The sequence below is a fragment of the Pseudomonas rosaeacicularis genome (assembly GCF_057128745.1).
Genome location: NZ_JBSKHT010000009.1, coordinates 88,669 through 111,466, shown reverse-complemented (window position 1 = coordinate 111,466; position 22,798 = coordinate 88,669). Strand labels below are relative to the sequence as shown.

Here is a 22,798-nt window from a genome sequence, read left to right as displayed (position 1 = left end):
AGGACAATCCGCACTTTTCAACATCCACGAGGAGCCGGGATGAAAGCCTCTTGGGATATTTTCTGCACGGTTGTGGATAACTTTGGCGACGTCGGCGTGACCTTTCGTCTGGCGCGGCAACTGGTGGCAGAGCACGGGTTTGAGGTGCGGCTATGGATCGACGATCTGTCGGCATTCGCCCGTTTGCGCCCCGGCGCAGATGCTACAGCTGAGCAGCAAACGTGCGACGGCGTCAGCATCTGCCATTGGGCCAAGGACTGGCGGCCGGTTCAGTTGCCCGATGTGGTGATCGAAGCCTTCGCCTGTCGCTTGCCAACGCCGTACATCGACTCGATGCTTGCCAGCGCAAAACAGCCGCTGTGGTTCAACCTGGAATACCTCAGCGCCGAAGACTGGGTCGCCGGTTGCCATGGCCTGCCATCGGTTCAATCATCGGGCCTGCGCAAGTATTTCTTCTTCCCGGGCTTCACCGACAAGACTGGCGGGTTATTGCGCGAAACCGGGCTGATCCAGCGGCGCCAGGTGTTTCAGGCCGATGCTGCAATGCAGCAATCATTTTTGCGGGGCCTGAATATCGTGGCCGATCCCGACGCGCGGCTGATTTCACTGTTCGCCTACGAGCACGCCGGATTGGCCAGTTGGCTGCAAGCACTGGCCTTCGATGAGCGCAAGACTCATCTGCTGGTGCCGGAAGGCCGGGTGCTCGCAGACGTGCAGCGTTGGCTGGGAGTCGACCAGCTCAACGCCGGCGATCTGAACCAGCGCAATGCGTTGACGATCCAGGTGCTGCCGTTTGTCCGCCAGGAGGATTACGACCGTTTACTGTGGTGTTGCGAGTTCAACGTAGTGCGTGGTGAAGACTCGTTCATCCGCGCGCAATGGGCCGGCAGGCCGCTGATCTGGCACATTTACGAACAGGACGACGACGCGCATTGGGCCAAGCTCGATGCTTTTCTGGAGTTGTACCGGGTGGGGTTGTCGCCGCCTGCGGCGCAGGCTTTGGCGCAGGTCTGGCATCACTGGAATGCCGGGCAGGGCATGGGCCAAAGCTGGAACGATTTGATGAAACACTGGCCAGAAGTGACAGCGCACGCCGACCGCTGGTGTCTGGAACAGGCTTTGCAGGACGATCTGACGACTGCTCTAGTAAGCTTTTATCGAAATTCGCTATGATACGCGGCCTTGTATTAAGCCCTGTACGAAAAGTGGCTTTTCGTACAGGGCTTAGAAAGTACTTTCATCCAAATTCGGATACTCGTAATGAAAACTGGTAAAGAACTCAAACCCGGTACCGTGATCAAGCTTGAGAATGATCCTTGGCTGGTTCAGAAAGCTGAATTCACCAAGTCGGGCCGTAACAGCGCGATCATGAAGACCAAGCTGAAAAACCTGCTGACCGGCTACAAGACTGAAATCGTCTACAGCGCCGATGACAAGCTGGACGACGTGATCCTCGACCGTAAAGAAGCGACCCTGTCCTTCATCAGCGGCGACACCTACACGTTCATGGACACCACTGACTACACCATGTACGAACTGAACGCTGAAGACATCGAAGCGGTTCTGCCATTCGTTGAAGAAGGCATGACCGATGTCTGCGAAGCCATCTTCTTCGAAGAGCGTCTGGTTTCGGTTGAACTGCCGACCACCATCGTTCGCGTTGTTGATTACACCGAAGGTTCCGCTCGCGGTGATACTTCCGGCAAAGTGATGAAGCCTGCCAAGCTGAGCAACGGTACTGAGTTGCAGGTTGCTGACTTTATCGAAATCGGTGACCGCATCGAGATCGACACCCGAGAAGGCGGTTCCTACAAAGGCCGTGCTAAATAAGCACTGCTTTTGTAACGCTGAAACGAAAAAAGCCCCGGCTCGCGAGAGTCGGGGTTTTTTTGTGGCCGGTCGTTTTTGCGTGGAGCACCGCAGTCAATGTGGGAGCTGACGGGCAACGCGAGGCTGCGATGCGGTGTGTCAGGCTAACCGCATCGGTCGGGCGCGACCCCGGAGCCTTCGGCAGCTCCTACAAAGGCAGACCTTAAGGTCAGACCGTTACGTGCAACCGAACATCAACATTGCCGCGAGTGGCGTTGGAGTACGGGCATACCTGGTGGGCTGCATCGACCAAGGCTTGTGCGTCAGCTTGTTCCAGACCAGGCAAACTGATGTTCAGGTCGATGTCCAGACCGAAACCGCCGGGGATCTGACCGATGCCGACATGGGCAGTGATCGAGGTATCGGCTGGAAGGCTGCGCTTGCTTTGGCCGGCGACGAATTTCAGGGCGCCGATGAAGCAGGCCGAGTAGCCCGATGCGAACAGTTGCTCAGGGTTGGTGCCATCGCCGCCCGCGCCGCCCAATTCTTTGGGGGTGCTCAGTTTGACGTCGAGAACTTTGTCGCTGGAGACAGCACGGCCATCACGGCCACCGGTAGCGGTTGCAACTGCGGTGTAGAGAGTTTCCATGTTCTTTTCCTCGTGAGCTGATTCAGGATTGGATGGTTTTGCCTGACGCTAAAAGTTTGTGCGCTAAGCAAGTGGTGTGAATGTAGTGCGCACTTAGTTTGTACGCAAGATATATTTTGGGAAGATTTCGGAAGCGGGAGGTTATTGAGGATTTGTAGAAGTTGACGAGCCCGTGCGAGGCTACGATGACGGTGTGTCAGACAGACCGCATCGGTCGAACGCGACCCCGGAACCTCGCGCTGCTCGTCAGATCCTACAGGTAACAGTTGAGTCCTTGAGATAACGTCAGAGACTGCCCTGCAAATTCCCGCGCAGTTCGATGAGGTCGTCCTGAATGGTCTGCAGTTGCTCAATGCTGACGCCGCTGGCTGCCAGAATGCACTGCGGAATATCCTGAGCCTTCTGTCGCAGCGCTTTGCCCTGCTCAGTCAGATACAACTGCACGACGCGTTCGTCTTCTTTGCTGCGGGTGCGATTGAGTACGCCGTCGGCTTCCAGGCGCTTGAGCAGCGGCGTCAGCGAACCTGGATCTGTGAGCAGCCGTGTGCTGATTTCACCTACGGTAATCCCGTCGCGTTCCCACAACACCATCATCGCCAGATACTGAGGATACGTCAGGCCTAGCGCTTGCAGCATCGGTTTGTAGACTTTCGTCATCATCAACGAGGTCGAGTACAAGGCAAAACATAGCTGGTTTTGCAGGAGCAACGCCTCGCAATTGCCAGAAGCAGGGGATGTAGAGCTATCGTCCGCGCTCATCAGGGCGTCCTTGAAATAGAATGTGAACGCTAATTTAGTGCTGTGATCTTTAATGCACCAGATAAATTCTACGATCGGTACCAACGCCTTTTTTATCTTGGCCGCCGTAATTTACGTTGCGTGAAGCAACCTCCCACGTTTCGTGGCTGTTGGGAGAGGTAAGAGGATTTTCAACAGGGCAGCGACTGCGTAGCATGCGCGCAGCATTCAAGACGGGAGTCAGGCGTGATCGAGCTGTTGATGTACTTGCTGCTCGGGGCCGCGATGGGGACATTGGGCGGGCTGTTCGGGATTGGGGGCGGCCTGGTGGCCATTCCAGCACTTGGCGTGCTGTTCGGCCTGGATCAACAATTGGCGCAAGGCACTGCCTTGTTGATGGTGTTGCCCAACGTATTGCTAGCGTTATGGCGCTATAACCAGCGCAACCGGATATCCCTTCGCAACGCGATGATGCTGATCGTGCCCAGCTTTACGGTGTCTTGGCTGACCTCTTTGTGGGCCGTGCGCGTCGATCCGCAGAGCATGCGCGTAGGCTTTGTCGGGTTTCTGGTAGTGCTGACCCTGTTCAACCTGATCCAGATGTTCTGGCGCAAGGGCAATGCTGGCCCGCAGCTACGACACGGCAAATGGCTTTGGGTGCTTGGGCTTGGGTCCGGCGTCACAGCCGGGCTGTTCGGTGTAGGGGGAGGAGTGATCGCCACACCGATCCTGACCGGGGTTTTCGGCGCCACCCAAGTCGCCGCCCAAGGCCTGGCGTTGGCGCTTGCCGCACCGAGCACCATTATCACCATGACCACCTACGCGCTGCACGGCCATGTCAATTGGGCGATGGGCATTCCCCTGGCCATCGGCGGCCTGGCGAGTATCAGCTGGGGGGTGGCGCTGGCTCACAGTTTGCCTGAGCGCCTGCTGCGCTCGTTGTTCTGCGTATTTCTGGTGCTCTGCGCGATCATGTTGCTGTTTCGCCTCTGACGCCTACAGCTTGAAGCCCTCGGCAATGTGATCAGCCAGGCACTCGGTGATCGGCGAAGGATTATTTGGATTGCGCAGCAGGACAATGCTTGCCGAAGGCAGCTGCGGCAGATTCTCCTGATCCCCAAGAATCCGCAGGTCCGGGGTGATCAGGCTCTGCAATTGCGCGGTCACTGCCAGCCCTGCACTGACCACGGCCATGATCGCCGACAGACTCGCGCTGGTGTAGGCGATGCGGTATTCGCGCTGCATTGCGTCCAGCGCATTCACCGCCCAGGAGCGGCAGAAACAATCGGAATTGAACATCGCCAGCGGCAATGGCGTTTGTTCGTGTGGGCAAAATCCCACTGCCTCGGCCCAGACAAACCTTTCCTGACGCAGGATCTGGCCGATTTCCTTACCCGGCTCCCGGGTGACGATGCTCAGGTCCAGATCCTGACGCTGCAGCAACTGAGTCGATGATTCGCAGTGGACCTCCACCTGCACCAGCGGATAGGCCTGGGCAAAGCGCGACAAAATACCCGGCAAAAAGCGCATCACGTAGTCATCCGGGGTGCCGATCCTCACGGTCCCAACCATGTGTGGCTCGCGCAGCGTGTTGAAGACTTCGCTGTGCAGTTTGAGGATGCGTCGCGCGTAGCCCAGCAGCACTTGGCCCTCGGCGGTCAGGTTAAGCGTACGTCCGTCCTTCTGGAAAAGCGGTCGCTGCACGACGTCTTCCTCCAGACGCTTCATCTGCATGCTCACCGCCGACTGCGTGCGATTGACCAATTCCCCTGCCCGGGTAAAGCCGCCTTGATCGGCGATGGCGACGAAGGTGCGCAGCAGTTCGCTGTCGATGCTCGGATAGGTCGCCATACATCAATCTCCCAGATGCAATGCATCATAAACATTCGTTGGATTGATCTTAGTCCCGGCGCGAGAATCTGGCTATCCCCACCTGGAGGGCTACAAGATGAAAGGTCAAAAAGGTTACGTGCTGGTACTGAAAACCCTGTCGCGGGACTCGTTCGTCGAACGCTCGATGACGTCGCTCAGGGCTCATGTTTTACGCTGGATTCAGTTGCACCGCGAGCGTCAGATGCTGGCAGGGCTGAGCGACGATGCGCTGAAGGATATAGGCTTGAGCCGCGCCGATATCCAGCAGGAATCTGAGCGTCCGTTCTGGGACGATCCGATGAAACACTGACAGCGCCGCTATCGATGGGTTAGGTTTGCGCATCAAGCAGGAGGCTCTGAATGGCCGTGCAACTTACCTCTCAAGCGCTTTCACTCAAGCAGGCACGTCGTGTGGTGCTGGCCGCCCAAGGCTTTAACGGGCGGCAGCCGCCAGCTCTCATCAAAGCCAGTCATGTTTCGCAACTGATCGAACGCCTGGGCGTGTTGCAGATCGATTCGGTCAACGCGCTAGTGCGCTCGCATTACCTACCGCTTTATTCCCGTCTCGGCAACTACTCACCCACTTTGTTGGATCAAGCGGCCTGGAGTCAGGGGCGCCATCGCAAGTTGTTCGAGTACTGGGGGCATGAGGCGTCGTTGCTGCCGGTGACGCTGTATCCGCTGCTGCGCTGGCGCATGCAACGGGCGTCGCAAGGCGAGGGCATTTATCAGCAGATGGCCAAATTCGGTCGCGAGCAACCTACGGTCATTGCGCAAGTCTTGCAGATGGTCCGCGAGCGCGGCGCATTGGGTGCGGGTAGCATCAGCACCCGTCAGGAACGTGCCGGGCCGTGGTGGGACTGGAGCGCGGAAAAACAGGCGCTGGAGTGGCTGTTTGCGGCAGGAGAGGTAACGGTCGCCGGGCGCCGAGGCTTCGAGCGACTGTACGATTTACCCGAGCGGGTTTTGCCTTCGGCAGTGCTCGATCATCCTGAATTGACCGAATCAGACGCCCAGCGCGGCTTGCTCCTGCATGCGGTCAAGGCGTTGGGCGTGGGCACCGAGAAAGACATCCGCGACTATTTTCGTCAGGACCCATTGCCGGCCAGAGTCGGGATTGCCGAGTTGCTGGAAGCCGGTGACATTGAGTCGGTCACGATCCAGGGCTGGAAACAGCCGGCGTATGCGATGCCAGCGTTGAAAATCCCACGCAACGTCCAAACCAGCGCGTTGCTGTCGCCGTTCGACTCATTGATCTGGGAGCGTGCACGCACCGAGCGGCTGTTCGATTTCCGCTATCGGTTGGAGATTTACACGCCCCAGGCCAAACGCATTTATGGCTATTACGTGCTGCCGTTTTTGTACAACGAACACATCGCCGCGCGCATCGACCTGCGAGCTGAACGCGCGGTTGGACGGCTGGCGGTGCATGCCGTGCATGAAGAAGCGAAGAGCTTGGACGAGGAGGGCATGCAGGCGCTGGCTCGAAACCTGCGGCAACTGGCCGATTGGCTGGGGTTGCCTGAGATCCAGATCAATTGCCAGCGCGCCAGTGCAGCGCGGTTGAGAGTGGCGTTTATCGCGCTGGAGCACGATTTTCTGTAGGAGCGAATTTATTCGCGAGAGGCACGTCCATCTGATGCATCTTCATCGTTTGAACGAACCTCGCGAATGAATTCGTTCCTACAGGGCAGTATTAGCGGCGTACCTGCTTCAACGTCTCGGCAATCAAAAACGCCAATTCCAGCGACTGATCGGCATTCATCCGCGGATCACAGTGGGTGTGGTAACGGTCCGACAAGCCATCTTCGGTAATCGGACGCGCGCCGCCGATACATTCGGTGACGTTCTGCCCGGTCATCTCGATGTGAATCCCGCCAGCGTAAGTCCCTTCCGCCTGATGCACCTGGAAGAACTGCTTAACTTCGCCGAGGATCTGCGCAAAATCACGGGTTTTATATCCGCTGCTGGCCTTGATCGTATTGCCATGCATCGGGTCCGAGCTCCACAGCACCTTCTTGCCCTCGCGCTCCACGGCGCGAATCAGGCCGGGCAAGTGATCGCCCACTTTGTTCGCACCCATGCGCGCGATCAGGTTCAGGCGGCCGGGGTCGTTGTCCGGGTTAAGGATATCGATCAAGCGAATCAGATCGTCGGTGTTCATGCTTGGCCCGACCTTGACGCCAATCGGGTTCTTTACGCCGCGCAGGAACTCAACGTGCGCGCCGTCCAGCTGGCGGGTGCGGTCGCCGATCCACAGCATGTGCGCCGAGCAATCGTAGAAATCATTGGTCAGGCTGTCGCGCCGCACGAAGGCTTCTTCGTAGTTGAGCAGCAGCGCCTCGTGGGCGGTAAAGAAGCTGGTTTCGCGCAGTTGCGGCGAGGTGTCCATGCCACAGGCGCGCATGAAGGCCAGGGTTTCGTCGATGCGATTGGCAAGCTGGCTGTATTTGTCCGAAAGCGCTGAACCGGCAATGAAGTCCAGATTCCATTGGTGGACTTGATGGAGGTCGGCGAAACCGCCCTGAGCGAAGGCGCGCAGCAGATTCAGGGTCGCGGTGGACTGGTGGTAGGCCTGAAGCAGGCGATCCGGGTCTGGCACGCGGTTTTTTTCGTCAAAACCAATACCGTTGACGATGTCGCCCCGATAGGCGGGGAGCGTGACGCCATCAATGGTTTCGTCGTTGGACGAGCGCGGCTTGGCGAATTGACCGGCCATGCGCCCGACTTTCACTACCGGGCAGCCTGCGGCGAACGTCATGACGATGGCCATCTGCAGCAGCACTTTGAAGGTGTCACGGATTTTCGCAGCCGAGAATTCGAAGAAGCTTTCGGCGCAATCGCCACCCTGCAGCAGGAACGCCCGACCCTCGGTCACCTCGGCGAACTGGCGACGCAGCTCTCGGGCCTCGCCAGCGAACACCAGTGGCGGGTAGCTCGCCAGGGTCTGTTCCACACGCAGAACGTGCGCGGCATCGGGGTATTGAGGTTGCTGCTGGATTGGCAAGGCCCGCCAGCTGTCGGGGCTCCAGGGTTGGCTCATCGTGAACTCGAAGTCAGTGCGATCGGACGGCTATGGTAGCAGCCCGGATCAAACGAACGTTACCTGATCCCTTGTTGGAGCGTGGCATGCCCGCGAAGGGGGCGATGCATTGTGTCAGACAAACTGAGGCGCTGGCTTCGCGGGCAAGCCTTGCCAACGGGATTTGCACTGGGCGCGCTTGCCTGGGTGGGCAGCACAGACGACAATCCGCGCTTTCGCGCTCGGGTCCGGGCGCTCGCCAGGCTGTAGGAGCGGCAATGACTGAGGAGCGCGTAGAGCGCGTGCTGGCTGAAGTACATGATGACTTCGGCATGATTCGCGTGCTGGAAGTGGACGAGTACCGCTTCCTCGAATTCGGCGACGCCATCGAGCAAAGCTGTACCTTTACGGCGGACCCCGCCTGGCTGGAGTACGACTACACCCGCGCGATGCTGATTGGGGCGTTGTGCCATGAAGCGCCGGAAAGCGCGCTGTTCATGGGGTTGGGGGCCGGAACGCTGACTCAGGCGTGCATGAAATTCCTGCCACTGGAAGACATCGAAGCCATCGAGCTGCGACCGGACGTGCCGCGTCTGGCCATGGAATACATGGGGCTGGCGGATGATCCCCGGCTGTACATCCGCGTCGGCGATGCGCTGGAACTACTGGCCAGCGCTGAATCCGCCGATCTGATCTTCGTCGATCTGTATACCGACACTGGTCCGGGGGTCGGGCATCTGGCGTGGAATTTCCTCGAAAGCTGCCAGCGGCGCCTCAATCCCGGCGGTTGGCTGGTGATCAATCAATGGGCCTCAGATGACGGCAAGCCGCTGGGCGCTGCGTTATTGCGCGGACTCTACCACCGTCATTACTGGGAACTGCCGGTCAAAGAAGGCAACGTGATTCTCATCGTCCCGGCTGATCTGGAGCAAACCCTGGACATCGACGCACTCACCGAACGAGCCGCTTTCCTTGCGCCGCAACTGGGTTATTCGCTGGCTTCATTGATCAAGGCCTTGCGCCCGGCCAGTTAGTGACCGGTGAAGCGCGGGGTCCGGTTTTCAATCAGCGCTTTGAGGCCCTCGCTGGCGTCCGCACTGCTGATCACCTGTTTGACCAATGCCGGTAACGCTAGCGCCGCCACGGCTTCGCCCTCCAGCACCGCCTGGCGCGCTGACTCGAGCGTGGCTTTTATGCCAAGCGGTGCTCTGTCGGCGATGTGTTGGGCCAGGCGCAACGCAGAGGGCAATAAGTCTTCGCTGGCCATGACTTCCTGAACCAGTCCCATTCGACAAGCTTCGTGGGCATCGAACTCATCGCCCGTCAGCAACCAGCGCATGGCATTGCCCCAGCCGGCAATCTGATGCAGGCGCAGGGTCGCTCCGCCAAAGGCAAATATCCCTCGTTGCACTTCGAGATGGGAAAAGCGTGTGTTGCTGGCGCAGAGATTGATGTCCGATGCGAGCATCAGTTCGATGCCCAGCGTCAGGCAGTAGCCTTGAGCGGCAACGATCACCGGCTTGCTGACCCTGGGTCCTACGCCTAAACCCCATGGGTCGTATCCCCCGTTTGGCACTTTCCAGCCTTCGCTGAGGGTAGGCCCGGCTTCGGCCAGATCAAGGCCAGCCGTAAAATGCTCGCCATGTGCAAATACCACGGCGACTCGCGCCTGATCATCGCGCTCGAATTCTCCGTAGGCGAGGCTGAGTTGATTGAGCATTTGCATGTCGAACGCATTGCGCTTGGGAACGCGATCAAGGCCGATGAGCATGGTCGCGCCACGCCGCTCGCGGCTGACGTGGCCTTTGATGGGGGAGGTCATGTCTGAGATTCCTGCGCGCTGAGTAGGATCGGAGGCGAACTGTCTGACGGAATAGGTGAAACGATTAAGCCCATCGCCAGTAATACCGGGCTTTTAGAAAAGTAGACACTGGCGCGAGTTTGCGCAAAGCCTGTGACAGTTGGACGCAGGCCATTATTTGCCCCAAAAAAAACCCTCACATTTTTGCGCAATTCCGGTATAGTGCGCGCCGGCCTTTAACAGGGCCCTCGCCACGGTATTGGTCTCCGAAGCCATCTTCGGACGCTCGTTCGCTTGCGAACTATCCTTGACGATCCATTCATCAATACGTTTTCGCAAATCCCCGCCGACAAAGCAGCCAGGGCGACTCTAGGGTCTTACACGGCACGCGCAGCTTTGGAGCATGGGTCTTTGCGGATGCACTCAGAGGCAGACCCATGACCCAGGAATCCGGCGGCTTCGCCGCTCTTGAACTTCACCCGAACATTGTTGCAGCCGTTGTTGCTACCGGCTACGAAGAGCCATCGGCTATTCAACAGCAATCGATCCCTATCATTCTTGCCGGTCACGACATGATTGGTCAGGCGCAGACAGGTACCGGTAAAACCGCCGCCTTCGCTCTGCCTATCCTGCACCGCATCGATCCGACCAAGCGTGAGCCGCAAGCGCTGATCCTCGCGCCGACTCGCGAACTGGCCCTGCAAGTCGCCACCGCGTTCGAAACCTACGCCAAGCAAATGCCGGGCGTCACTGTTGTGGCTGTCTACGGCGGTGCGCCGATGGGCCCACAGCTGAAAGCGATCCGTAACGGCGCGCAAATCGTCGTCGCTACCCCGGGTCGTCTGTGTGACCACCTGCGTCGTGACGAGAAAGTCCTGGCGACCGTGAACCACCTGGTTCTCGACGAAGCGGACGAAATGCTGAAACTCGGTTTCATGGACGACCTCGAAGTCATCTTCAAGGCCATGCCGGAAACCCGCCAGACCGTACTGTTCTCGGCCACCTTGCCGCAGTCGATCCGTGCGATCGCCGAGCGTCACCTGCGTGACCCGAAACACGTCAAGATCCAAAGCAAGACCCAGACCGTTACTGCGATCGAACAGGCTCACCTGTTGGTTCACGCTGACCAGAAGACCTCTGCCGTTCTGAGCTTGCTGGAAGTCGAAGACTTCGACGCACTGATCATGTTCGTGCGGACCAAGCAAGCGACTCTGGATTTGGCCAGCGCTCTTGAAGCCAAAGGCTACAAGGCTGCTGCGCTGAACGGCGACATCGCCCAGAACCAGCGTGAGCGCGTCATCGACTCCCTCAAGGATGGCCGTCTGGACATCGTTGTAGCGACCGACGTTGCTGCCCGTGGTCTCGACGTTCCGCGTATCACCCACGTATTCAACGTGGACATGCCTTACGATCCGGAAGCCTACGTTCACCGTATCGGCCGTACTGGCCGTGCCGGTCGCGAAGGTCGCGCACTGTTGCTGGTAACGCCGCGCGAGCGTCGCATGCTGCAAGTGATCGAGCGCATGACCGGTCAGAAAATCGCTGAAGTTCGTCTTCCAGATGGCCAGGCTGTTCTCGATGCCCGCATCAAGAAGTTGACCAACAGCCTGTCGCCGCTGGTCGCTGATGCAGAATCGACTCACGGTGAGTTGCTCGACCGTCTGACTGCTGATATCGGTTGCAGCCCGCGTGCTCTGGCCGCTGCTCTGCTGCGCAAAGCTACCAACGGTCAGGCTCTGACCCTGGGCGCCATCGAGAAAGAACGTCCACTGGTGCCGAACAGTGCTCCGCGTGAACGTTCCGATCGCTCGGGTTCGGATCGTCCATCGGGCGATCGTCCGGATCGTGGTGATCGCGAGCGTCGTGCCCCGGTTCCTTTGGCCGAAGGCCGTGCTCGCTGCCGTACCGCGCTGGGCGCACGTGACGGCATCGCTGCCAAAAACCTGTTGGGTGCAATCCTCAACGAAGGTGGTCTGGCCCGCGAAGCAATCGGTCGCATCCAGGTGCGTGACAGCTTCAGCCTCGTCGAGCTGCCAGAAGATGGCCTCGAGCGTCTGCTGGCCAAGCTGAAAGACACCCGCGTTGCCGGTAAGCAGTTGAAGCTGCGTCGCTATCGCGAAGACTGATCTGCCTTGAGCTGATCGTCTGAAATAAAAAATCCCCGACTGGTTCGGGGATTTTTTTGTCTTGGATTTAGGGTTGCTCGCTCTGTAGGAGCCAACTTGTTGGCGAGCATTCAGCTGGCTTCACATGCACGGCGCCTCGCGAATAAATTCGCTCCTATAGATCGGGTGAGCCGGCCTTAGCCAAACCTATAGATGTCCATCCCCAGCGCGCCCATGGTGAAGCCTTCATGCGCAACGCTGAACTCACCCCCCGCGCCGCGTGCAAAGTAAAGCGGCAACAAATGCTCGTCACTGGGATGGTTGCGCACGGCATTTGGCGCAAGACGCCTGTAGTCGTGCAGGGCGGCCTCGTCATCGGCAGCCAGTTTCTCGATCATCCAGTCACGAAACGCTTTTGCCCAAGGCTCCACGCTTTCGGGGCCGGCGTGCCAGTCCAGTTCGCGCAGGTTATGGGTAATGCTCCCGGAGCCAATGATCAGCACCTGCTCTTCGCGCAGGCTCGCCAAGGCCTTGCCGACTCGTGTCTGCAGGGCCGGACCCATGCGCGAGGGCAATGAAACCTGCACCACCGGAATGTCCGCCTGCGGGTACATCAGCGAAAGCGGCACCCAGACGCCGTGATCCAGCGGGCGTTTATGGTCTATTCGCGCAGGAAGATTGCTTGCTGCCAGTAACTCCACTACTTGCCGACTCAGCTGCGGCATACCCTTGGCTGGGTACTGCACGGCGAATAGTGCGGCCGGGAATCCGCCGAAGTCATGCCAGGTTTCAGGCTGAAGATTGCCGTTCACTAGCAGCTCATCGCTTTCCCAGTGCGCTGAAACGATCACGATGGCCCGTGGGCGGGGAATTTCGGCCGCCAGACGTGCCAACGCGGGGCCGCTGGGGCCAGGCTCCAGAGCTAGCATGGGCGATCCGTGAGAGATAAATAGGCTGGGGAACATATCGGCCATCCTGAAGGGTAAGATGCTTCATGATCAGGCAGATCATTCATCTAAATCTAATATAAGTTTCTGTGCGGTTTGATCGATATATCAGGAGTTACATATGCAGCCCGATTTTTGGCATCAGCGGTGGGCCCAGGATCAGATTGGCTTTAATCAGCCTCAGGTTAACCCCTATTTGCAACGATTCTGGTCGGAGCTGGGTGTCAAAAAAGGCGAACGGGTATTTGTGCCGTTGTGTGGGAAGAGCGTCGATATGACGTGGCTTCTGGGGCAAGGCCTGACGGTGGTGGGTGTCGAACTATCGGAGAAAGCGGTCGAGGATTATTTTGCCGAGCGCAACGTGCAGCCACTGGTGGAGCAGCGCGGCGCCTTCAAGCTGTTCAGCAATGAAAACTGCGAGATCTGGTGCGGTGATTTCTTTAAATTGAGCGCCAAGGACATTGGCAATTGCTCGGTGTTATACGACCGTGCTGCCTTGATCGCCTTGCCGCCGGAAATGCGCTGGCGCTACGTTCAGCACTTGAACAAAATCCTCCCAGCCGATTGCCGTGGGCTGTTGATCACGCTGGATTACGAGCAGTCTCAGGTCGCCGGACCGCCGTTCAGTGTCGCCGATGACGAGGTGATTCAGCTGCTTTCTCTGGAGTGGCGGCTCAAGGTGATCGCTGAAGAGAACGTCCTGCAGCAGAGTCGTAAATTCGCGGACGCGGGGGCGACGCGGTTGAGTGAGCAGGTCTATAGCCTTTTCCGGCGGTAGCAACAAACTTCAGGCGAAAGAAAGGGCGACCGAGGTCGCCCTTACACGTACTGCCAGCACGCGGATCAACCGCGACGACGCAGCGCCTCGATGCGGTCTTCCAGAGCCGGGTGGCTCATGAACAAACCCGCCAGGCCATGCTTCAGACCGCCATTGATGCCGAAGGCGGTCAGGCTGTCGGGCATTTGCACCGGCACGCCTTGCTCCGAACGCAGGCGCTGCAAGGCGCTGATCATTGCGCCAGTACCGGCCAGACGAGCACCGGCATCGTCTGCGCGGTATTCACGTTTGCGCGAGAACCACATGACAATTGCGCTGGCCAGGAAGCCCAGAACGATTTCGGCGAAGATGGTCGCGATGTAGTACGCAATCCCCTGGCCTTGCTCGTTCTTGAAGATCACCTTGTCGACGAAGTTGCCGATGATCCGTGCAAAGAACATGACGAAGGTGTTCACAACGCCCTGTACCAGTGCCAGAGTCACCATGTCGCCGTTGGCAACGTGGCCTATTTCGTGTGCCAGAACTGCTTTCACTTCATCCGGTGAGAAACGCTCCAGCAGGCCCTGGCTGACCGCGACCAGCGCGTCGTTTTTGTTCCAGCCCGTGGCGAAGGCGTTTGCTTCGTAAGCAGGGAAAATACCCACTTCCGGCATCTTGATCCCCGCCTCGCGGGACAGTTGCTCCACCGTTTGCACCAGCCACTGTTCGTGGCGCGTACGCGGCTGGGTGATGATTTGGGTGCCCGTACTCATTTTCGCCATCCACTTGGAGATGAACAGCGAAAACAGTGAGCCGGCAAAACCAAATACCGCGCAGAAGATCAGCAGCTGATTGAGGTTCAGATCAACCCCATTGGCCGCCATAAACCCATTGAAGCCAAAAAGGCTCAGGGTGATGCTGGCAATCAGCACGACCGCAAGGTTAGTGGCCAAGAACAGCAAAATGCGCATCATGGTTGAGACGTTCTCCTCGTGAAGAATATGTATCGGGTTGCGGGGTATATAAGGTGATGTCCGCGGCTATTCAACCCGGCGACTATTTCAAACTGTGTCGCCCTGCATCGCCAGAGGATTATGAACCCACGCCTGTAGGAGCGCGCTTGCCCGCGAAAGCAATCAGTCAGCCACCAAAGTAGCAACTGAAGAGAAAGCTATCGCGGGCAAGCGCTCTCCTACAAGGCGGGTTTTATTGGCGATAGGTCTTGAGGAAATTTCCGATGCGCCCGATCGCCTGTTCCAGATCGTCCACCCGTGGCAGGGTGACGACGCGGAAGTGATCAGGCCAAGGCCAGTTGAAGGCCGTGCCTTGAACGATCAGCAGCTTTTCCGACAGCAGGAGGTCGAGCGCGAACTTCTCGTCGTTGTGGATCGGGCAGATCTTCGGGTCGATGCGCGGAAAGGCATACAGCGCGCCCATAGGTTTCACGCAGCTGACGCCGGGGATATCGTTGAGCAACTCCCAGGTTCGATTGCGCTGCTCCAGCAAGCGGCCCGGCGGCAGCACCAGATCGTTGATGCTCTGGTAGCCGCCCAATGCCGTCTGAATGGCGTGCTGGCTGGGCACGTTGGCGCACAGGCGCATGTTCGCCAGGATATCGATGCCCTCTATGTAGCTCTGGGCGTTATGCTTTGGCCCGGAAATAGCGATCCAGCCGGAGCGGAATCCTGCCACGCGATAGGACTTGGACAAGCCGTTGAACGTCAGGCACAACAAGTCAGGGGCTAGGGATGCGGTGCAAATGTGCACGGCATCGTCGTACAGAATCTTGTCGTAGATTTCGTCGGAGAACACCACCAGATTATGCTGGCGAGCCAATTCCAGCATGCCCAGCAGCACTTCTTTAGAGTAAACGGCGCCGGTGGGGTTATTCGGGTTGATGATTACCATGGCCTTGGTGTTCGGCGTGATCTTGGCTTTCATGTCTGCCAGATCCGGCCACCAGTTCGCCTGCTCGTCGCACAGGTAATGCACCGGGTTGCCACCGGACAAGCTCACGGCAGCGGTCCACAGCGGGTAATCCGGCGCCGGGATCAGCACTTCATCGCCATTATTGAGCAATGCCTGCATCGACATTACGATCAATTCGGAGACGCCGTTGCCCAGGTAGATGTCTTCAATGCCGACACCTTCGACCTGTTTCTGCTGGTAGTACTGCATGACCGCCTTGCGCGCACTGAACAACCCTTTGGAGTCGCTGTAGCCTTGCGAAGTGGGCAGGTTGCGAATCACGTCCTGAAGGATTTCTTCAGGGGCTTCGAAACCGAAGGGTGCCGGGTTGCCGATGTTCAGCTTGAGGATGCGATGGCCTTCCTCTTCCAGGCGCTTGGCGTGCTTGAGCACGGGCCCGCGAATGTCGTAACAGACGTTGGCGAGCTTGTTGGATTTGCTGAACTGCATGGTGGTAGATCCCGAAAATGGGCGGCCGGTCGCAGGTCTTGCGGACGGACCGCTGAGCATAACGCCATCAAAATGGGTTTGTATGCGTGAAACGCGGGTGACAGACTGGCGTTCTGACGAGGCGCAATCATACGTGCCACCCGATCCGTGGAAAAGGCACAGATCGGGCTTTTTCAGTTGTGGAGGTGTACCCGTGGAAAAGCTGGATAAAACCCTGGAAGAGTGGAAGCAGATGCTCGACCCCGAGCAGTACAACGTCTGTCGCCTGAAGGCGACCGAGCGGCCGTTCAGCGGCAAATACAACAGCACCAAAACCGATGGGGTTTATCACTGCATCTGCTGCAACGAGCCGCTGTTTGACTCGACTACAAAGTTTGATTCCGGCTGCGGCTGGCCGAGCTTTTATGCACCGCTTGAAGGCAGCGCCGTCGTCGAAGTGCGCGACGTCAGCCATGGCATGATCCGCACCGAAGTGGTGTGCTCCAAGTGCGATGCGCATCTGGGCCATGTGTTTCCTGATGGGCCGCCGCCGACCGGCTTACGCTATTGCATCAACTCGGTGTGTCTGGACCTGGTGCCGCGCGCGTAGGGATATGCCGCTATCGTTGTCAGACGCATGAATCGTTATCACGCATGACAATCCAATAGCGCGCCCGCCACGGGCGCGCTAAGTTGGCTAATTCTCTTTTCGAGGCATTGCCATGAGCGACAACTTGCTGAGCATCCCCGTGCAGACGATCAAGGGTGAAGAAAAAACCCTCGCCGATTACGCTGGCAAAGCCGTTCTGGTGGTCAATACCGCGAGCAAGTGCGGATTTACACCGCAATACAAAGGGCTCGAACAGTTGTGGCAGAGCTACAAGGACCGAGGCTTGGTGGTGCTGGGTTTTCCGTGCAACCAGTTCGGCAAGCAGGAGCCCGGTAACGAAGGGGCAATCTCGGAGTTTTGTGAATTGAATTACGGGGTGAGCTTTCCGCTGTTCAAGAAGATCGACGTCAACGGCGACAATGCGCACCCGTTGTTTGTGCAACTGAAGAAGCAAGCGCCCGGCCTGCTGGGATCTGAACGAATCAAATGGAATTTCACCAAATTCCTCATCGGCAAGGACGGCAAGCTGGTCAAGCGTTACGCGCCGTTGACCAAACCCGAAGAGCTGAAATCGGATATCGAGGCTTTGCTTGGCTGACTCCCCACATGTTTCTGTAGGAGCCAACTTGTTGGCGACGCGGAAAATCTGGCGCGCCGTTTCGCGAATGAATTCGCTCCTACAGAATGATTGCGCTTAATGCGCCTGAACTGCTGGAATCCACTGATCCAGCAAGCTGATTAACTCTTCCCGATGAAAAGGCTTGGCCAGGTAATCGCTCATGCCAGCCGATTTGCAGTGCTCGCGCTCCTCGGGCATCGCGTTCGCGGTCAGGGCGATGACCGGTAAATCCTGCCACTTAGGGTTCTGGCGGATAAGCCGAGTCGCCTCGTAACCGTCCATGACCGGCATGTTGCAATCCATCAGTACCAGATCGAAACCTTCCTGGGCCAATGCGTCGAGTGCCTCGCCGCCATGACTGCTGACCACCACTTCGCAGCCCAGCTTGCTCAACATCCCCTTGGCAACCAGCTGGTTCACCGGATTGTCTTCCACCAGCAGAATGCGCGCGCGGTGATTAAAGGGCTGCTCGCGCAACAGACGATCACTGTCCAGTTGGCCTTCTGTGCGCAATATACGGCCCAGCGTTTGATGAAGGCTCAGCCTTCCCAGCGGCCGGGCTTGCTGGTGAAGCGGAGCAAGAGCGTTGACTTGATCGCTGGCCATGAAATTGCCGTAGGCCGTGACCAAGAGAATCGGGATCGACGTCTCCGGCCGCATGCCTGTCAGACAGTCCGGACAATCGGTGATCAACAGATCCGGAAGCGTGTGGTGCCGGGTGTCGTTGACAGCGAAGTGCTGATACTCGATCCCCCACGCAGGCAGCCACTCGCCCAGTAATTCCATCAGTCCACTGTTGGCAGAGCTCACCACCACGACGCGGCCTTTCAAAGGGGGCCACTCCGGCGTTGGCGCATGAGCCGGCAAGGGCAGATCGACGCAAAACCGGCTGCCGACGCCGCTGCGCGATTCAATACTCAGTTCGCCGTTCATGGCTTCGCACAAATTGTGTGTAAGCGTCAGGCCCAATCCCGTGCCGCCGAATTGCCGGGTGATCGCCGCTTCAGCCTGGGTAAACGGTTCAAAGATTTTTGCCTGCGCGTCCTGCGCGATGCCTATGCCGGTGTCGCACACTTCGATGCGTACTTTGCCTGCCTGCTGACTCAGGCGCACATCGACACGTCCGACACGCGTGAACTTGAGCGCATTGGAGAGCAAGTTGCTGACGATCTGCCGCACGCGGGTCGGATCGCCCAGCACCAATGCGGGAAACCGCGGATCGATCAAGCACGTCAGCTCGACACTGGGCGCTGCATTTTGTGACAGCAGGTTAGCGGTGTCTTCGATCAGGGTGCCGAGATCGAAAGGGATACGTTCAAGTTCAAGCTGGCCGGCGTCGAATTTCGACAGATCGAGAATATCGTTGAGCAATTCCACCAGCACTTTGCCCGAGTCATGGGCGATCAACAGCTGCTGGCGCTGTTCGGCGCTCAGCGGCCCGTCCATGGACAGCGCCATCATGCCCAGCAAGCCATTGAGCGGGGTGCGAATTTCGTGACTCATGTGCGCCAGAAACGCCGAGCGTGCGTGGGCCATGTCCAGCGCCGTGCTGCGCGCGATTTGCAGCTCTTCATTGGACTGACTCAGGCGAATGTTGCTGTTATTGAGCTCAAGGGTGCGCGCGGTGACGATGTCCTCCAGTTCATTGAGATGGTCGGTCAGACGGTTTTCCGCATCCCGGCGTCGAGCAAATTCGATGGCGACGCTCTCGAACTGCAGGTTGGCCACTTTAACCAGCACACCGATTTCATCTTTCTCATGGCCGGGCGGGCAGGGCAGGGGCGTTTGCGTGGGGCTGCGGGCGTCGTTGGCGGTCAGTGCGCGAATCACTTTGGTCAGGGGTTTGGTCAGCGTGAAGTAGAACAGCGCCATGAGGATCCCCGCGAACAACAGACTGCGGACGAAGCCGTTGAGCAGGGTAATTTCAGCGCGCTGCAGAAAGTGGCTGCCAAACGCAAAGGTGTCGACATTGAGGTGTAGCGTGCCGATGGGTTCATTGGGCAAGTGGTCAAGAAACAACTTGTCCTCGAACTCACGGCTTTTGCCGAACAGGAAATCACTGACCATCCGATACGGGCTTTGCGCGATAGGGCGGGACACGGCAGCCAACAATATATTGTTGTTGTCCGTGAGCCGGGCGGCGACCACGGCAGGGGAGTGAAGCAGGCCCAGGGTCAGCTCCTGAGCGAGTTCGGAGTCTATGTTGTAGGCGATTCGCGAGGCCGGGTTGTGGCTGATTTGCAGCAGGGAGCGAATTTCACGATCGATGGAGGCGTCTTCGCTGGCATAATCGATGGCAATTTGTAACAGGCTAAGCAGGGTTCCCAACACGAAACCAATCAGCACGATCAAACGTGCCTGCTTGAACGACAGCCGGTTAGTAATCGCTATATCCATAGGTACTGCTACTTCCTGTGTCCGATCGCTGGGCAAGCATAGCTGATCGGACCCGGCCTTTAATCAGTTAAATCAAGGAGACATTGTGGATTCTCGGTTGAACGCATTTCTGGAACGCGCCGAATCTGTGCTGGCGCGACTCGAACCTTTATTGCCAGCGGTCCGCGAACCGATGGACTGGAACAAATCACTGGCCGCGCGCTGGATCCACGAAGGGCGTGGCGGCTACCTCATGCCGCTGGAAGTCACCCTGGACATGCGCCTGTCGGACCTGATCGGGGTGGATCGCCAGCGCGAGCAATTGGGGCGCAACACTCAACAGTTCATCGATGGGCTACCGGCCAACCACGCGTTGCTCTGGGGCTCGCGCGGGACGGGTAAATCATCGCTGGTTCGTGCGCTGCTCGCCGAGCACGCCAAGGCCGGACTGCGGCTGATCGAAATCGAGCGCGACAATCTGGGCGACCTGCCACGGGTCGTCGAGCTGCTGCAAAAACTGCCACAGCGTTTCGTACTGTTTTGCGATGACCTGTCATTTGAGTCGGGCGAAGGCGATTACCGCGTCCTGAAAAGTGTGCTCGACGGATCGCTCGAGCAAGCGCCGGATAACGTCTTGCTGTACGCCACCTCCAACCGTCGCCACTTGGTGCCGGAGAAGGAGAGCGACAACGAGCACTGGAAGCGCGGCGAAGACGGCGAGCTGCACCCAAGCGAAGCGGTGGAAGACAAGATCGCCTTGTCCGACCGTTTCGGCCTGTGGTTGTCGTTTTACCCCTTCACCCAAGAGCATTTCCTGAACGTGGTCGAGCACTGGGTCGGCGAACTGGCAAGCAAGTCGGGCCTGGCTTGGCAGCGAGATGAAGAGCTGGAAATTCTCGCCGTGCGCTGGGCCACCGGACGCGGCAATCGAAATGGCCGCTGTGCTTATCAATTCGCCAGGTATTGGGTAGGGTTGAAGATGTTGGAGCAACAGTCATGATTGATTTGAATGCGGCGGGCAAGGGCCTGGACGGCTACCGCTTGTTGACGGCGCAGCTGGAATCCCTGCTGGCGGACGAGCGCGACTTTATCGCCAATGCGGCGCAGTTTTCGGCGTTTCTGTTCACCCAGCTGGACGACCTGAACTGGGCCGGCTTTTATCTGAATCGCAACGAGGAACTGGTACTGGGGCCTTTTCAAGGCCAGATCGCCTGTGTGCGTATCCCGTTCGGCAAGGGGGTCTGTGGCGCCGCAGCGCAAAGCCGCGAAACCCAACGTGTCGAGGACGTGCATGCGTTTCCCGGCCACATCGCCTGCGACAGCGCCTCGAACAGCGAGCTGGTCGTGCCGCTGGTCAAAGACGGGAATTTGATTGGCGTGCTGGATCTGGACAGCCCGAGCATCGGGCGATTCAGCGAGGAAGATCAGGCGGGGGTTGAGCAATTGGTGGCGATATTTCTGAAGTCGACGGATGTGACCTGATAGCTGCAAGCTACAAGCTACAAGCTACAAGCTACAAGCTACAAGCTACAAGCGGGACAGAGGCACTTGTAGGATTAAGGCTTGCAGCTTAAAGCTTGCCGCTTGTAGCTAATCGTAGATTGCCTTCTTCTTCCATTCGGCGTCGGCTTCAACGACTTTCAGACCTTCGGTCAGCTCGTTGTTGTCGTCTTCAGTCGGTGCGATGGTGTCCAGCACCATTGCATTGGCGCGCCCCAGTTGTCTCTCCATCGCCGCCAAATGGGTTTTCCATGGTGCGGGCTCTGCCTGATTGCGCAGGTATTGCACGCCACGTTCGAAGGCAAGGCGGGCCTGGCCAGGCTGCTCCGCCGCCATAGCTTGCTGGCCCAGATTGTTGAAGAACTCGATGTGCAGGAGCACCAGCAAATTACGAATTTCGCGAATCCAGTGTTTGGCTTCGGTGGTTTGCAGAAATCCGTCATGGGCCGCGCGCGTCACCTGACCATGCATCGCTTCCAGCAGAAAGCGCACGTCTTTGGCTTTGGCTTCAGTTTGAATGGGGGCGGGGGGATTGCTGACCGTCAAGTTATCCCCTTGTGCGACCAGGGCTTGCAGTTCTGTTTCGCGCTCTTGAAGACCGATATTGCTGCGTCTTTCCAGCTCGGTCAGACGCTTGACCACGTTGAGTTCAAGACGCACCAGCAATAGCTTGAGTGCAGGCGTCATCAGCTGGCCCGGGAAGGTCTCAGACAACTCGCTGCAGCGGCGCAGGCGATCGTTGAGTTCTACCAGAGTGCGAGCACGCTCAACCTTCTTGTTCTCGTTGACGTGATTCAGGTAACCGATGGCTATCAGGAGTACGATGCCCGCTACAACCATCAGCGTGATAATGAGTGGTGTCACCGTTGAAGCCTCGATCAAGTAATGTGCGCCGAGTGTAGTGGCTATGCACTATTGCGGAAAGGTGTGGCGGTCGGCCTGCTCTCTTATTAGTTGTCTGCCCTGCAGTTGTGTATCGGCCATTCATTGACTAAATAGAGGGCGAAGTCATTGATTTGAATAAATTTTCACATGGGGGTTGACGACCTATCAAACCATCCATAGAATGCGCGCCACTTACAGCGTAAAGCACACAGCGCAGCGCAGTAAGTAGTGAATGTTGTACGTGTGTCCCCTTCGTCTAGTGGCCTAGGACACCGCCCTTTCACGGCGGTAACAGGGGTTCGAGTCCCCTAGGGGACGCCATTTGCGGGAATAGCTCAGTTGGTAGAGCACGACCTTGCCAAGGTCGGGGTCGCGAGTTCGAGTCTCGTTTCCCGCTCCATTTTTAAGCAGCTTTGCTTCAGGGCAGGGTTGAGTGAAACCAGGCAACATCTTCGGATGATGCTTTGGACACTGGGACATACACCATATGTTCCGGGCAGCGTCCCCTTCGTCTAGTGGCCTAGGACACCGCCCTTTCACGGCGGTAACAGGGGTTCGAGTCCCCTAGGGGACGCCATTTGCGGGAATAGCTCAGTTGGTAGAGCACGACCTTGCCAAGGTCGGGGTCGCGAGTTCGAGTCTCGTTTCCCGCTCCAAATTCACAAAAACGCCGCTCACCAGAGCGGCGTCTTTGTTTGTCCGCGTTTTAAG

The 22,798-nt window shown here is 58.1% G+C and carries 22 protein-coding genes and 4 tRNA genes; 16 read left to right on the top strand and 10 right to left on the bottom strand.

Annotated elements, in window-relative coordinates; translation table 11 throughout:
- Window positions 1-39: 39 nt before the first annotated feature.
- Both earP and ACWKWM_RS13355 read left to right on the top strand, forming a co-directional pair.
- On the top strand, window positions 40-1,173 hold the full coding sequence (gene earP / locus ACWKWM_RS13360; RefSeq protein WP_483846587.1) for an elongation factor P maturation arginine rhamnosyltransferase EarP: 1,134 nt from the start codon (window positions 40-42) through the stop codon (window positions 1,171-1,173).
- Window positions 1,174-1,260: 87 nt separating this feature from the next.
- The gene (locus tag ACWKWM_RS13355; RefSeq protein ID WP_483846586.1) at window positions 1,261-1,830 is read left to right on the top strand and encodes an elongation factor P; all 570 of its coding nucleotides are present in this window, start codon (window positions 1,261-1,263) and stop codon (window positions 1,828-1,830) included.
- A 208-nt stretch (window positions 1,831-2,038) separates the two neighbouring features.
- On the opposite strand, the gene ACWKWM_RS13350 is transcribed toward ACWKWM_RS13355, so the two are convergent.
- Window positions 2,039-2,458, bottom strand: a complete 420-nt coding sequence (locus ACWKWM_RS13350; protein ID WP_483846585.1) for an organic hydroperoxide resistance protein — start codon at window positions 2,456-2,458, stop codon at window positions 2,039-2,041.
- A 285-nt stretch (window positions 2,459-2,743) separates the two neighbouring features.
- Complete coding sequence (locus tag ACWKWM_RS13345; RefSeq protein ID WP_483846584.1) at window positions 2,744-3,217, bottom strand: MarR family winged helix-turn-helix transcriptional regulator; 474 nt, start codon at window positions 3,215-3,217, stop codon at window positions 2,744-2,746.
- Between the two features lie 225 nt (window positions 3,218-3,442).
- Here ACWKWM_RS13345 and ACWKWM_RS13340 point away from each other — a divergent pair, with 225 nt between their 5' ends.
- On the top strand, window positions 3,443-4,189 hold the full coding sequence (locus tag ACWKWM_RS13340) for a sulfite exporter TauE/SafE family protein (protein ID WP_483846583.1): 747 nt from the start codon (window positions 3,443-3,445) through the stop codon (window positions 4,187-4,189).
- Between the two features lie 3 nt (window positions 4,190-4,192).
- Here ACWKWM_RS13340 and ACWKWM_RS13335 read toward each other — a convergent pair whose 3' ends face one another.
- Window positions 4,193-5,047, bottom strand: a complete 855-nt coding sequence (locus ACWKWM_RS13335) for a LysR substrate-binding domain-containing protein (protein ID WP_483846582.1) — start codon at window positions 5,045-5,047, stop codon at window positions 4,193-4,195.
- 97 nt (window positions 5,048-5,144) lie between these two features.
- On the opposite strand from ACWKWM_RS13335, the gene ACWKWM_RS13330 reads away from it, so the two are divergent.
- Window positions 5,145-5,378, top strand: a complete 234-nt coding sequence (locus ACWKWM_RS13330) for a DUF1127 domain-containing protein (RefSeq protein WP_483846581.1) — start codon at window positions 5,145-5,147, stop codon at window positions 5,376-5,378.
- A 50-nt stretch (window positions 5,379-5,428) separates the two neighbouring features.
- Complete coding sequence (locus tag ACWKWM_RS13325) at window positions 5,429-6,673, top strand: winged helix-turn-helix domain-containing protein (protein WP_483846580.1); 1,245 nt, start codon at window positions 5,429-5,431, stop codon at window positions 6,671-6,673.
- 91 nt (window positions 6,674-6,764) lie between these two features.
- On the opposite strand, the gene ACWKWM_RS13320 is transcribed toward ACWKWM_RS13325, so the two are convergent.
- Complete coding sequence (locus ACWKWM_RS13320) at window positions 6,765-8,111, bottom strand: class II 3-deoxy-7-phosphoheptulonate synthase (protein ID WP_483846579.1); 1,347 nt, start codon at window positions 8,109-8,111, stop codon at window positions 6,765-6,767.
- Between the two features lie 257 nt (window positions 8,112-8,368).
- On the opposite strand from ACWKWM_RS13320, the gene ACWKWM_RS13315 reads away from it, so the two are divergent.
- A complete protein-coding gene (locus ACWKWM_RS13315) occupies window positions 8,369-9,124 on the top strand; it encodes a spermidine synthase (protein ID WP_483846578.1) in 756 nt (251 codons plus the stop codon).
- On the opposite strand, the gene ACWKWM_RS13310 is transcribed toward ACWKWM_RS13315, so the two are convergent.
- A complete protein-coding gene (locus ACWKWM_RS13310) occupies window positions 9,121-9,912 on the bottom strand; it encodes a crotonase/enoyl-CoA hydratase family protein (protein WP_483846577.1) in 792 nt (263 codons plus the stop codon). The two genes, ACWKWM_RS13315 and ACWKWM_RS13310, sit on opposite strands and share 4 nt — an antisense overlap.
- A 416-nt stretch (window positions 9,913-10,328) precedes the next feature.
- Here ACWKWM_RS13310 and ACWKWM_RS13305 point away from each other — a divergent pair, with 416 nt between their 5' ends.
- On the top strand, window positions 10,329-12,017 hold the full coding sequence (locus ACWKWM_RS13305) for a DEAD/DEAH box helicase (protein ID WP_483834636.1): 1,689 nt from the start codon (window positions 10,329-10,331) through the stop codon (window positions 12,015-12,017).
- 176 nt (window positions 12,018-12,193) lie between these two features.
- Here ACWKWM_RS13305 and ACWKWM_RS13300 read toward each other — a convergent pair whose 3' ends face one another.
- Window positions 12,194-12,961, bottom strand: coding sequence for a DODA-type extradiol aromatic ring-opening family dioxygenase (locus ACWKWM_RS13300; protein ID WP_483846576.1), 768 nt, complete (start codon window positions 12,959-12,961; stop codon window positions 12,194-12,196).
- A gap of 103 nt (window positions 12,962-13,064) precedes the next feature.
- On the opposite strand from ACWKWM_RS13300, the gene ACWKWM_RS13295 reads away from it, so the two are divergent.
- Window positions 13,065-13,721: a thiopurine S-methyltransferase gene (locus ACWKWM_RS13295; protein WP_483846575.1), complete on the top strand. Its 657-nt coding sequence runs from the start codon at window positions 13,065-13,067 to the stop codon at window positions 13,719-13,721.
- 65 nt (window positions 13,722-13,786) lie between these two features.
- On the opposite strand, the gene htpX is transcribed toward ACWKWM_RS13295, so the two are convergent.
- Together htpX and ACWKWM_RS13285 are read right to left on the bottom strand one after the other, a co-directional pair.
- Window positions 13,787-14,674 (bottom strand): protease HtpX, encoded by an 888-nt coding sequence (htpX, locus tag ACWKWM_RS13290; RefSeq protein ID WP_483834639.1) that lies wholly within the window; start codon window positions 14,672-14,674, stop codon window positions 13,787-13,789.
- 232 nt (window positions 14,675-14,906) lie between these two features.
- Window positions 14,907-16,118 (bottom strand): pyridoxal phosphate-dependent aminotransferase, encoded by a 1,212-nt coding sequence (locus ACWKWM_RS13285; protein ID WP_483846574.1) that lies wholly within the window; start codon window positions 16,116-16,118, stop codon window positions 14,907-14,909.
- A 193-nt stretch (window positions 16,119-16,311) separates the two neighbouring features.
- Between ACWKWM_RS13285 and msrB the strand changes: the two genes are divergently transcribed.
- The gene (gene msrB, locus ACWKWM_RS13280) at window positions 16,312-16,707 is read left to right on the top strand and encodes a peptide-methionine (R)-S-oxide reductase MsrB (protein WP_483846573.1); all 396 of its coding nucleotides are present in this window, start codon (window positions 16,312-16,314) and stop codon (window positions 16,705-16,707) included.
- A gap of 112 nt (window positions 16,708-16,819) precedes the next feature.
- The gene (locus ACWKWM_RS13275) at window positions 16,820-17,305 is read left to right on the top strand and encodes a glutathione peroxidase (RefSeq protein ID WP_483846572.1); all 486 of its coding nucleotides are present in this window, start codon (window positions 16,820-16,822) and stop codon (window positions 17,303-17,305) included.
- 96 nt (window positions 17,306-17,401) lie between these two features.
- On the opposite strand, the gene ACWKWM_RS13270 is transcribed toward ACWKWM_RS13275, so the two are convergent.
- On the bottom strand, window positions 17,402-19,723 hold the full coding sequence (locus ACWKWM_RS13270) for a hybrid sensor histidine kinase/response regulator (RefSeq protein WP_483846571.1): 2,322 nt from the start codon (window positions 19,721-19,723) through the stop codon (window positions 17,402-17,404).
- A gap of 85 nt (window positions 19,724-19,808) precedes the next feature.
- Between ACWKWM_RS13270 and ACWKWM_RS13265 the strand changes: the two genes are divergently transcribed.
- Both ACWKWM_RS13265 and ACWKWM_RS13260 read left to right on the top strand, forming a co-directional pair.
- Window positions 19,809-20,702, top strand: coding sequence for an ATP-binding protein (locus ACWKWM_RS13265; RefSeq protein ID WP_483846570.1), 894 nt, complete (start codon window positions 19,809-19,811; stop codon window positions 20,700-20,702).
- Window positions 20,699-21,184 (top strand): GAF domain-containing protein, encoded by a 486-nt coding sequence (locus tag ACWKWM_RS13260; RefSeq protein ID WP_483846569.1) that lies wholly within the window; start codon window positions 20,699-20,701, stop codon window positions 21,182-21,184. The genes ACWKWM_RS13265 and ACWKWM_RS13260 overlap by 4 nt, the downstream gene beginning before the upstream one ends.
- 108 nt (window positions 21,185-21,292) lie before the next feature.
- On the opposite strand, the gene ACWKWM_RS13255 is transcribed toward ACWKWM_RS13260, so the two are convergent.
- Window positions 21,293-22,066, bottom strand: coding sequence for a hypothetical protein (locus ACWKWM_RS13255; RefSeq protein ID WP_483846568.1), 774 nt, complete (start codon window positions 22,064-22,066; stop codon window positions 21,293-21,295).
- Between the two features lie 266 nt (window positions 22,067-22,332).
- Between ACWKWM_RS13255 and ACWKWM_RS13250 the strand changes: the two genes are divergently transcribed.
- The 4 genes from ACWKWM_RS13250 to ACWKWM_RS13235 all read left to right on the top strand — a co-directional run bounded on the left by ACWKWM_RS13250 (window position 22,333) and on the right by ACWKWM_RS13235 (window position 22,743).
- Window positions 22,333-22,408 (top strand) — tRNA-Glu (locus ACWKWM_RS13250).
- Window positions 22,409-22,411: 3 nt separating this feature from the next.
- Window positions 22,412-22,487 (top strand) — tRNA-Gly (locus tag ACWKWM_RS13245).
- Window positions 22,488-22,588: 101 nt separating this feature from the next.
- A tRNA-Glu gene (locus ACWKWM_RS13240) sits at window positions 22,589-22,664 on the top strand.
- 3 nt (window positions 22,665-22,667) lie between these two features.
- Window positions 22,668-22,743, top strand: a tRNA-Gly gene (locus ACWKWM_RS13235).
- Window positions 22,744-22,798 lie beyond the last annotated feature (55 nt).

Bases quoted from the DNA above. Each gene is read 5' to 3' on its own strand.
- earP (WP_483846587.1), top strand. From the start codon at position 40: ATGAAAGCCTCTTGGGATATTTTCTGCACGGTTGTGGATAACTTTGGC.
- ACWKWM_RS13355 (WP_483846586.1), top strand. From the start codon at position 1,261: ATGAAAACTGGTAAAGAACTCAAACCCGGTACCGTGATCAAGCTTGAG.
- ACWKWM_RS13350 (WP_483846585.1), bottom strand. From the start codon at position 2,458: ATGGAAACTCTCTACACCGCAGTTGCAACCGCTACCGGTGGCCGTGAT.
- ACWKWM_RS13345 (WP_483846584.1), bottom strand. From the start codon at position 3,217: ATGAGCGCGGACGATAGCTCTACATCCCCTGCTTCTGGCAATTGCGAG.
- ACWKWM_RS13335 (WP_483846582.1), bottom strand. From the start codon at position 5,047: ATGGCGACCTATCCGAGCATCGACAGCGAACTGCTGCGCACCTTCGTC.
- ACWKWM_RS13330 (WP_483846581.1), top strand. From the start codon at position 5,145: ATGAAAGGTCAAAAAGGTTACGTGCTGGTACTGAAAACCCTGTCGCGG.
- ACWKWM_RS13325 (WP_483846580.1), top strand. From the start codon at position 5,429: ATGGCCGTGCAACTTACCTCTCAAGCGCTTTCACTCAAGCAGGCACGT.
- ACWKWM_RS13320 (WP_483846579.1), bottom strand. From the start codon at position 8,111: ATGAGCCAACCCTGGAGCCCCGACAGCTGGCGGGCCTTGCCAATCCAG.
- ACWKWM_RS13315 (WP_483846578.1), top strand. From the start codon at position 8,369: ATGACTGAGGAGCGCGTAGAGCGCGTGCTGGCTGAAGTACATGATGAC.
- ACWKWM_RS13310 (WP_483846577.1), bottom strand. From the start codon at position 9,912: ATGACCTCCCCCATCAAAGGCCACGTCAGCCGCGAGCGGCGTGGCGCG.
- ACWKWM_RS13305 (WP_483834636.1), top strand. From the start codon at position 10,329: ATGACCCAGGAATCCGGCGGCTTCGCCGCTCTTGAACTTCACCCGAAC.
- ACWKWM_RS13300 (WP_483846576.1), bottom strand. From the start codon at position 12,961: ATGTTCCCCAGCCTATTTATCTCTCACGGATCGCCCATGCTAGCTCTG.
- ACWKWM_RS13295 (WP_483846575.1), top strand. From the start codon at position 13,065: ATGCAGCCCGATTTTTGGCATCAGCGGTGGGCCCAGGATCAGATTGGC.
- htpX (WP_483834639.1), bottom strand. From the start codon at position 14,674: ATGATGCGCATTTTGCTGTTCTTGGCCACTAACCTTGCGGTCGTGCTG.
- ACWKWM_RS13285 (WP_483846574.1), bottom strand. From the start codon at position 16,118: ATGCAGTTCAGCAAATCCAACAAGCTCGCCAACGTCTGTTACGACATT.
- ACWKWM_RS13275 (WP_483846572.1), top strand. From the start codon at position 16,820: ATGAGCGACAACTTGCTGAGCATCCCCGTGCAGACGATCAAGGGTGAA.
- ACWKWM_RS13270 (WP_483846571.1), bottom strand. From the start codon at position 19,723: ATGGATATAGCGATTACTAACCGGCTGTCGTTCAAGCAGGCACGTTTG.
- ACWKWM_RS13260 (WP_483846569.1), top strand. From the start codon at position 20,699: ATGATTGATTTGAATGCGGCGGGCAAGGGCCTGGACGGCTACCGCTTG.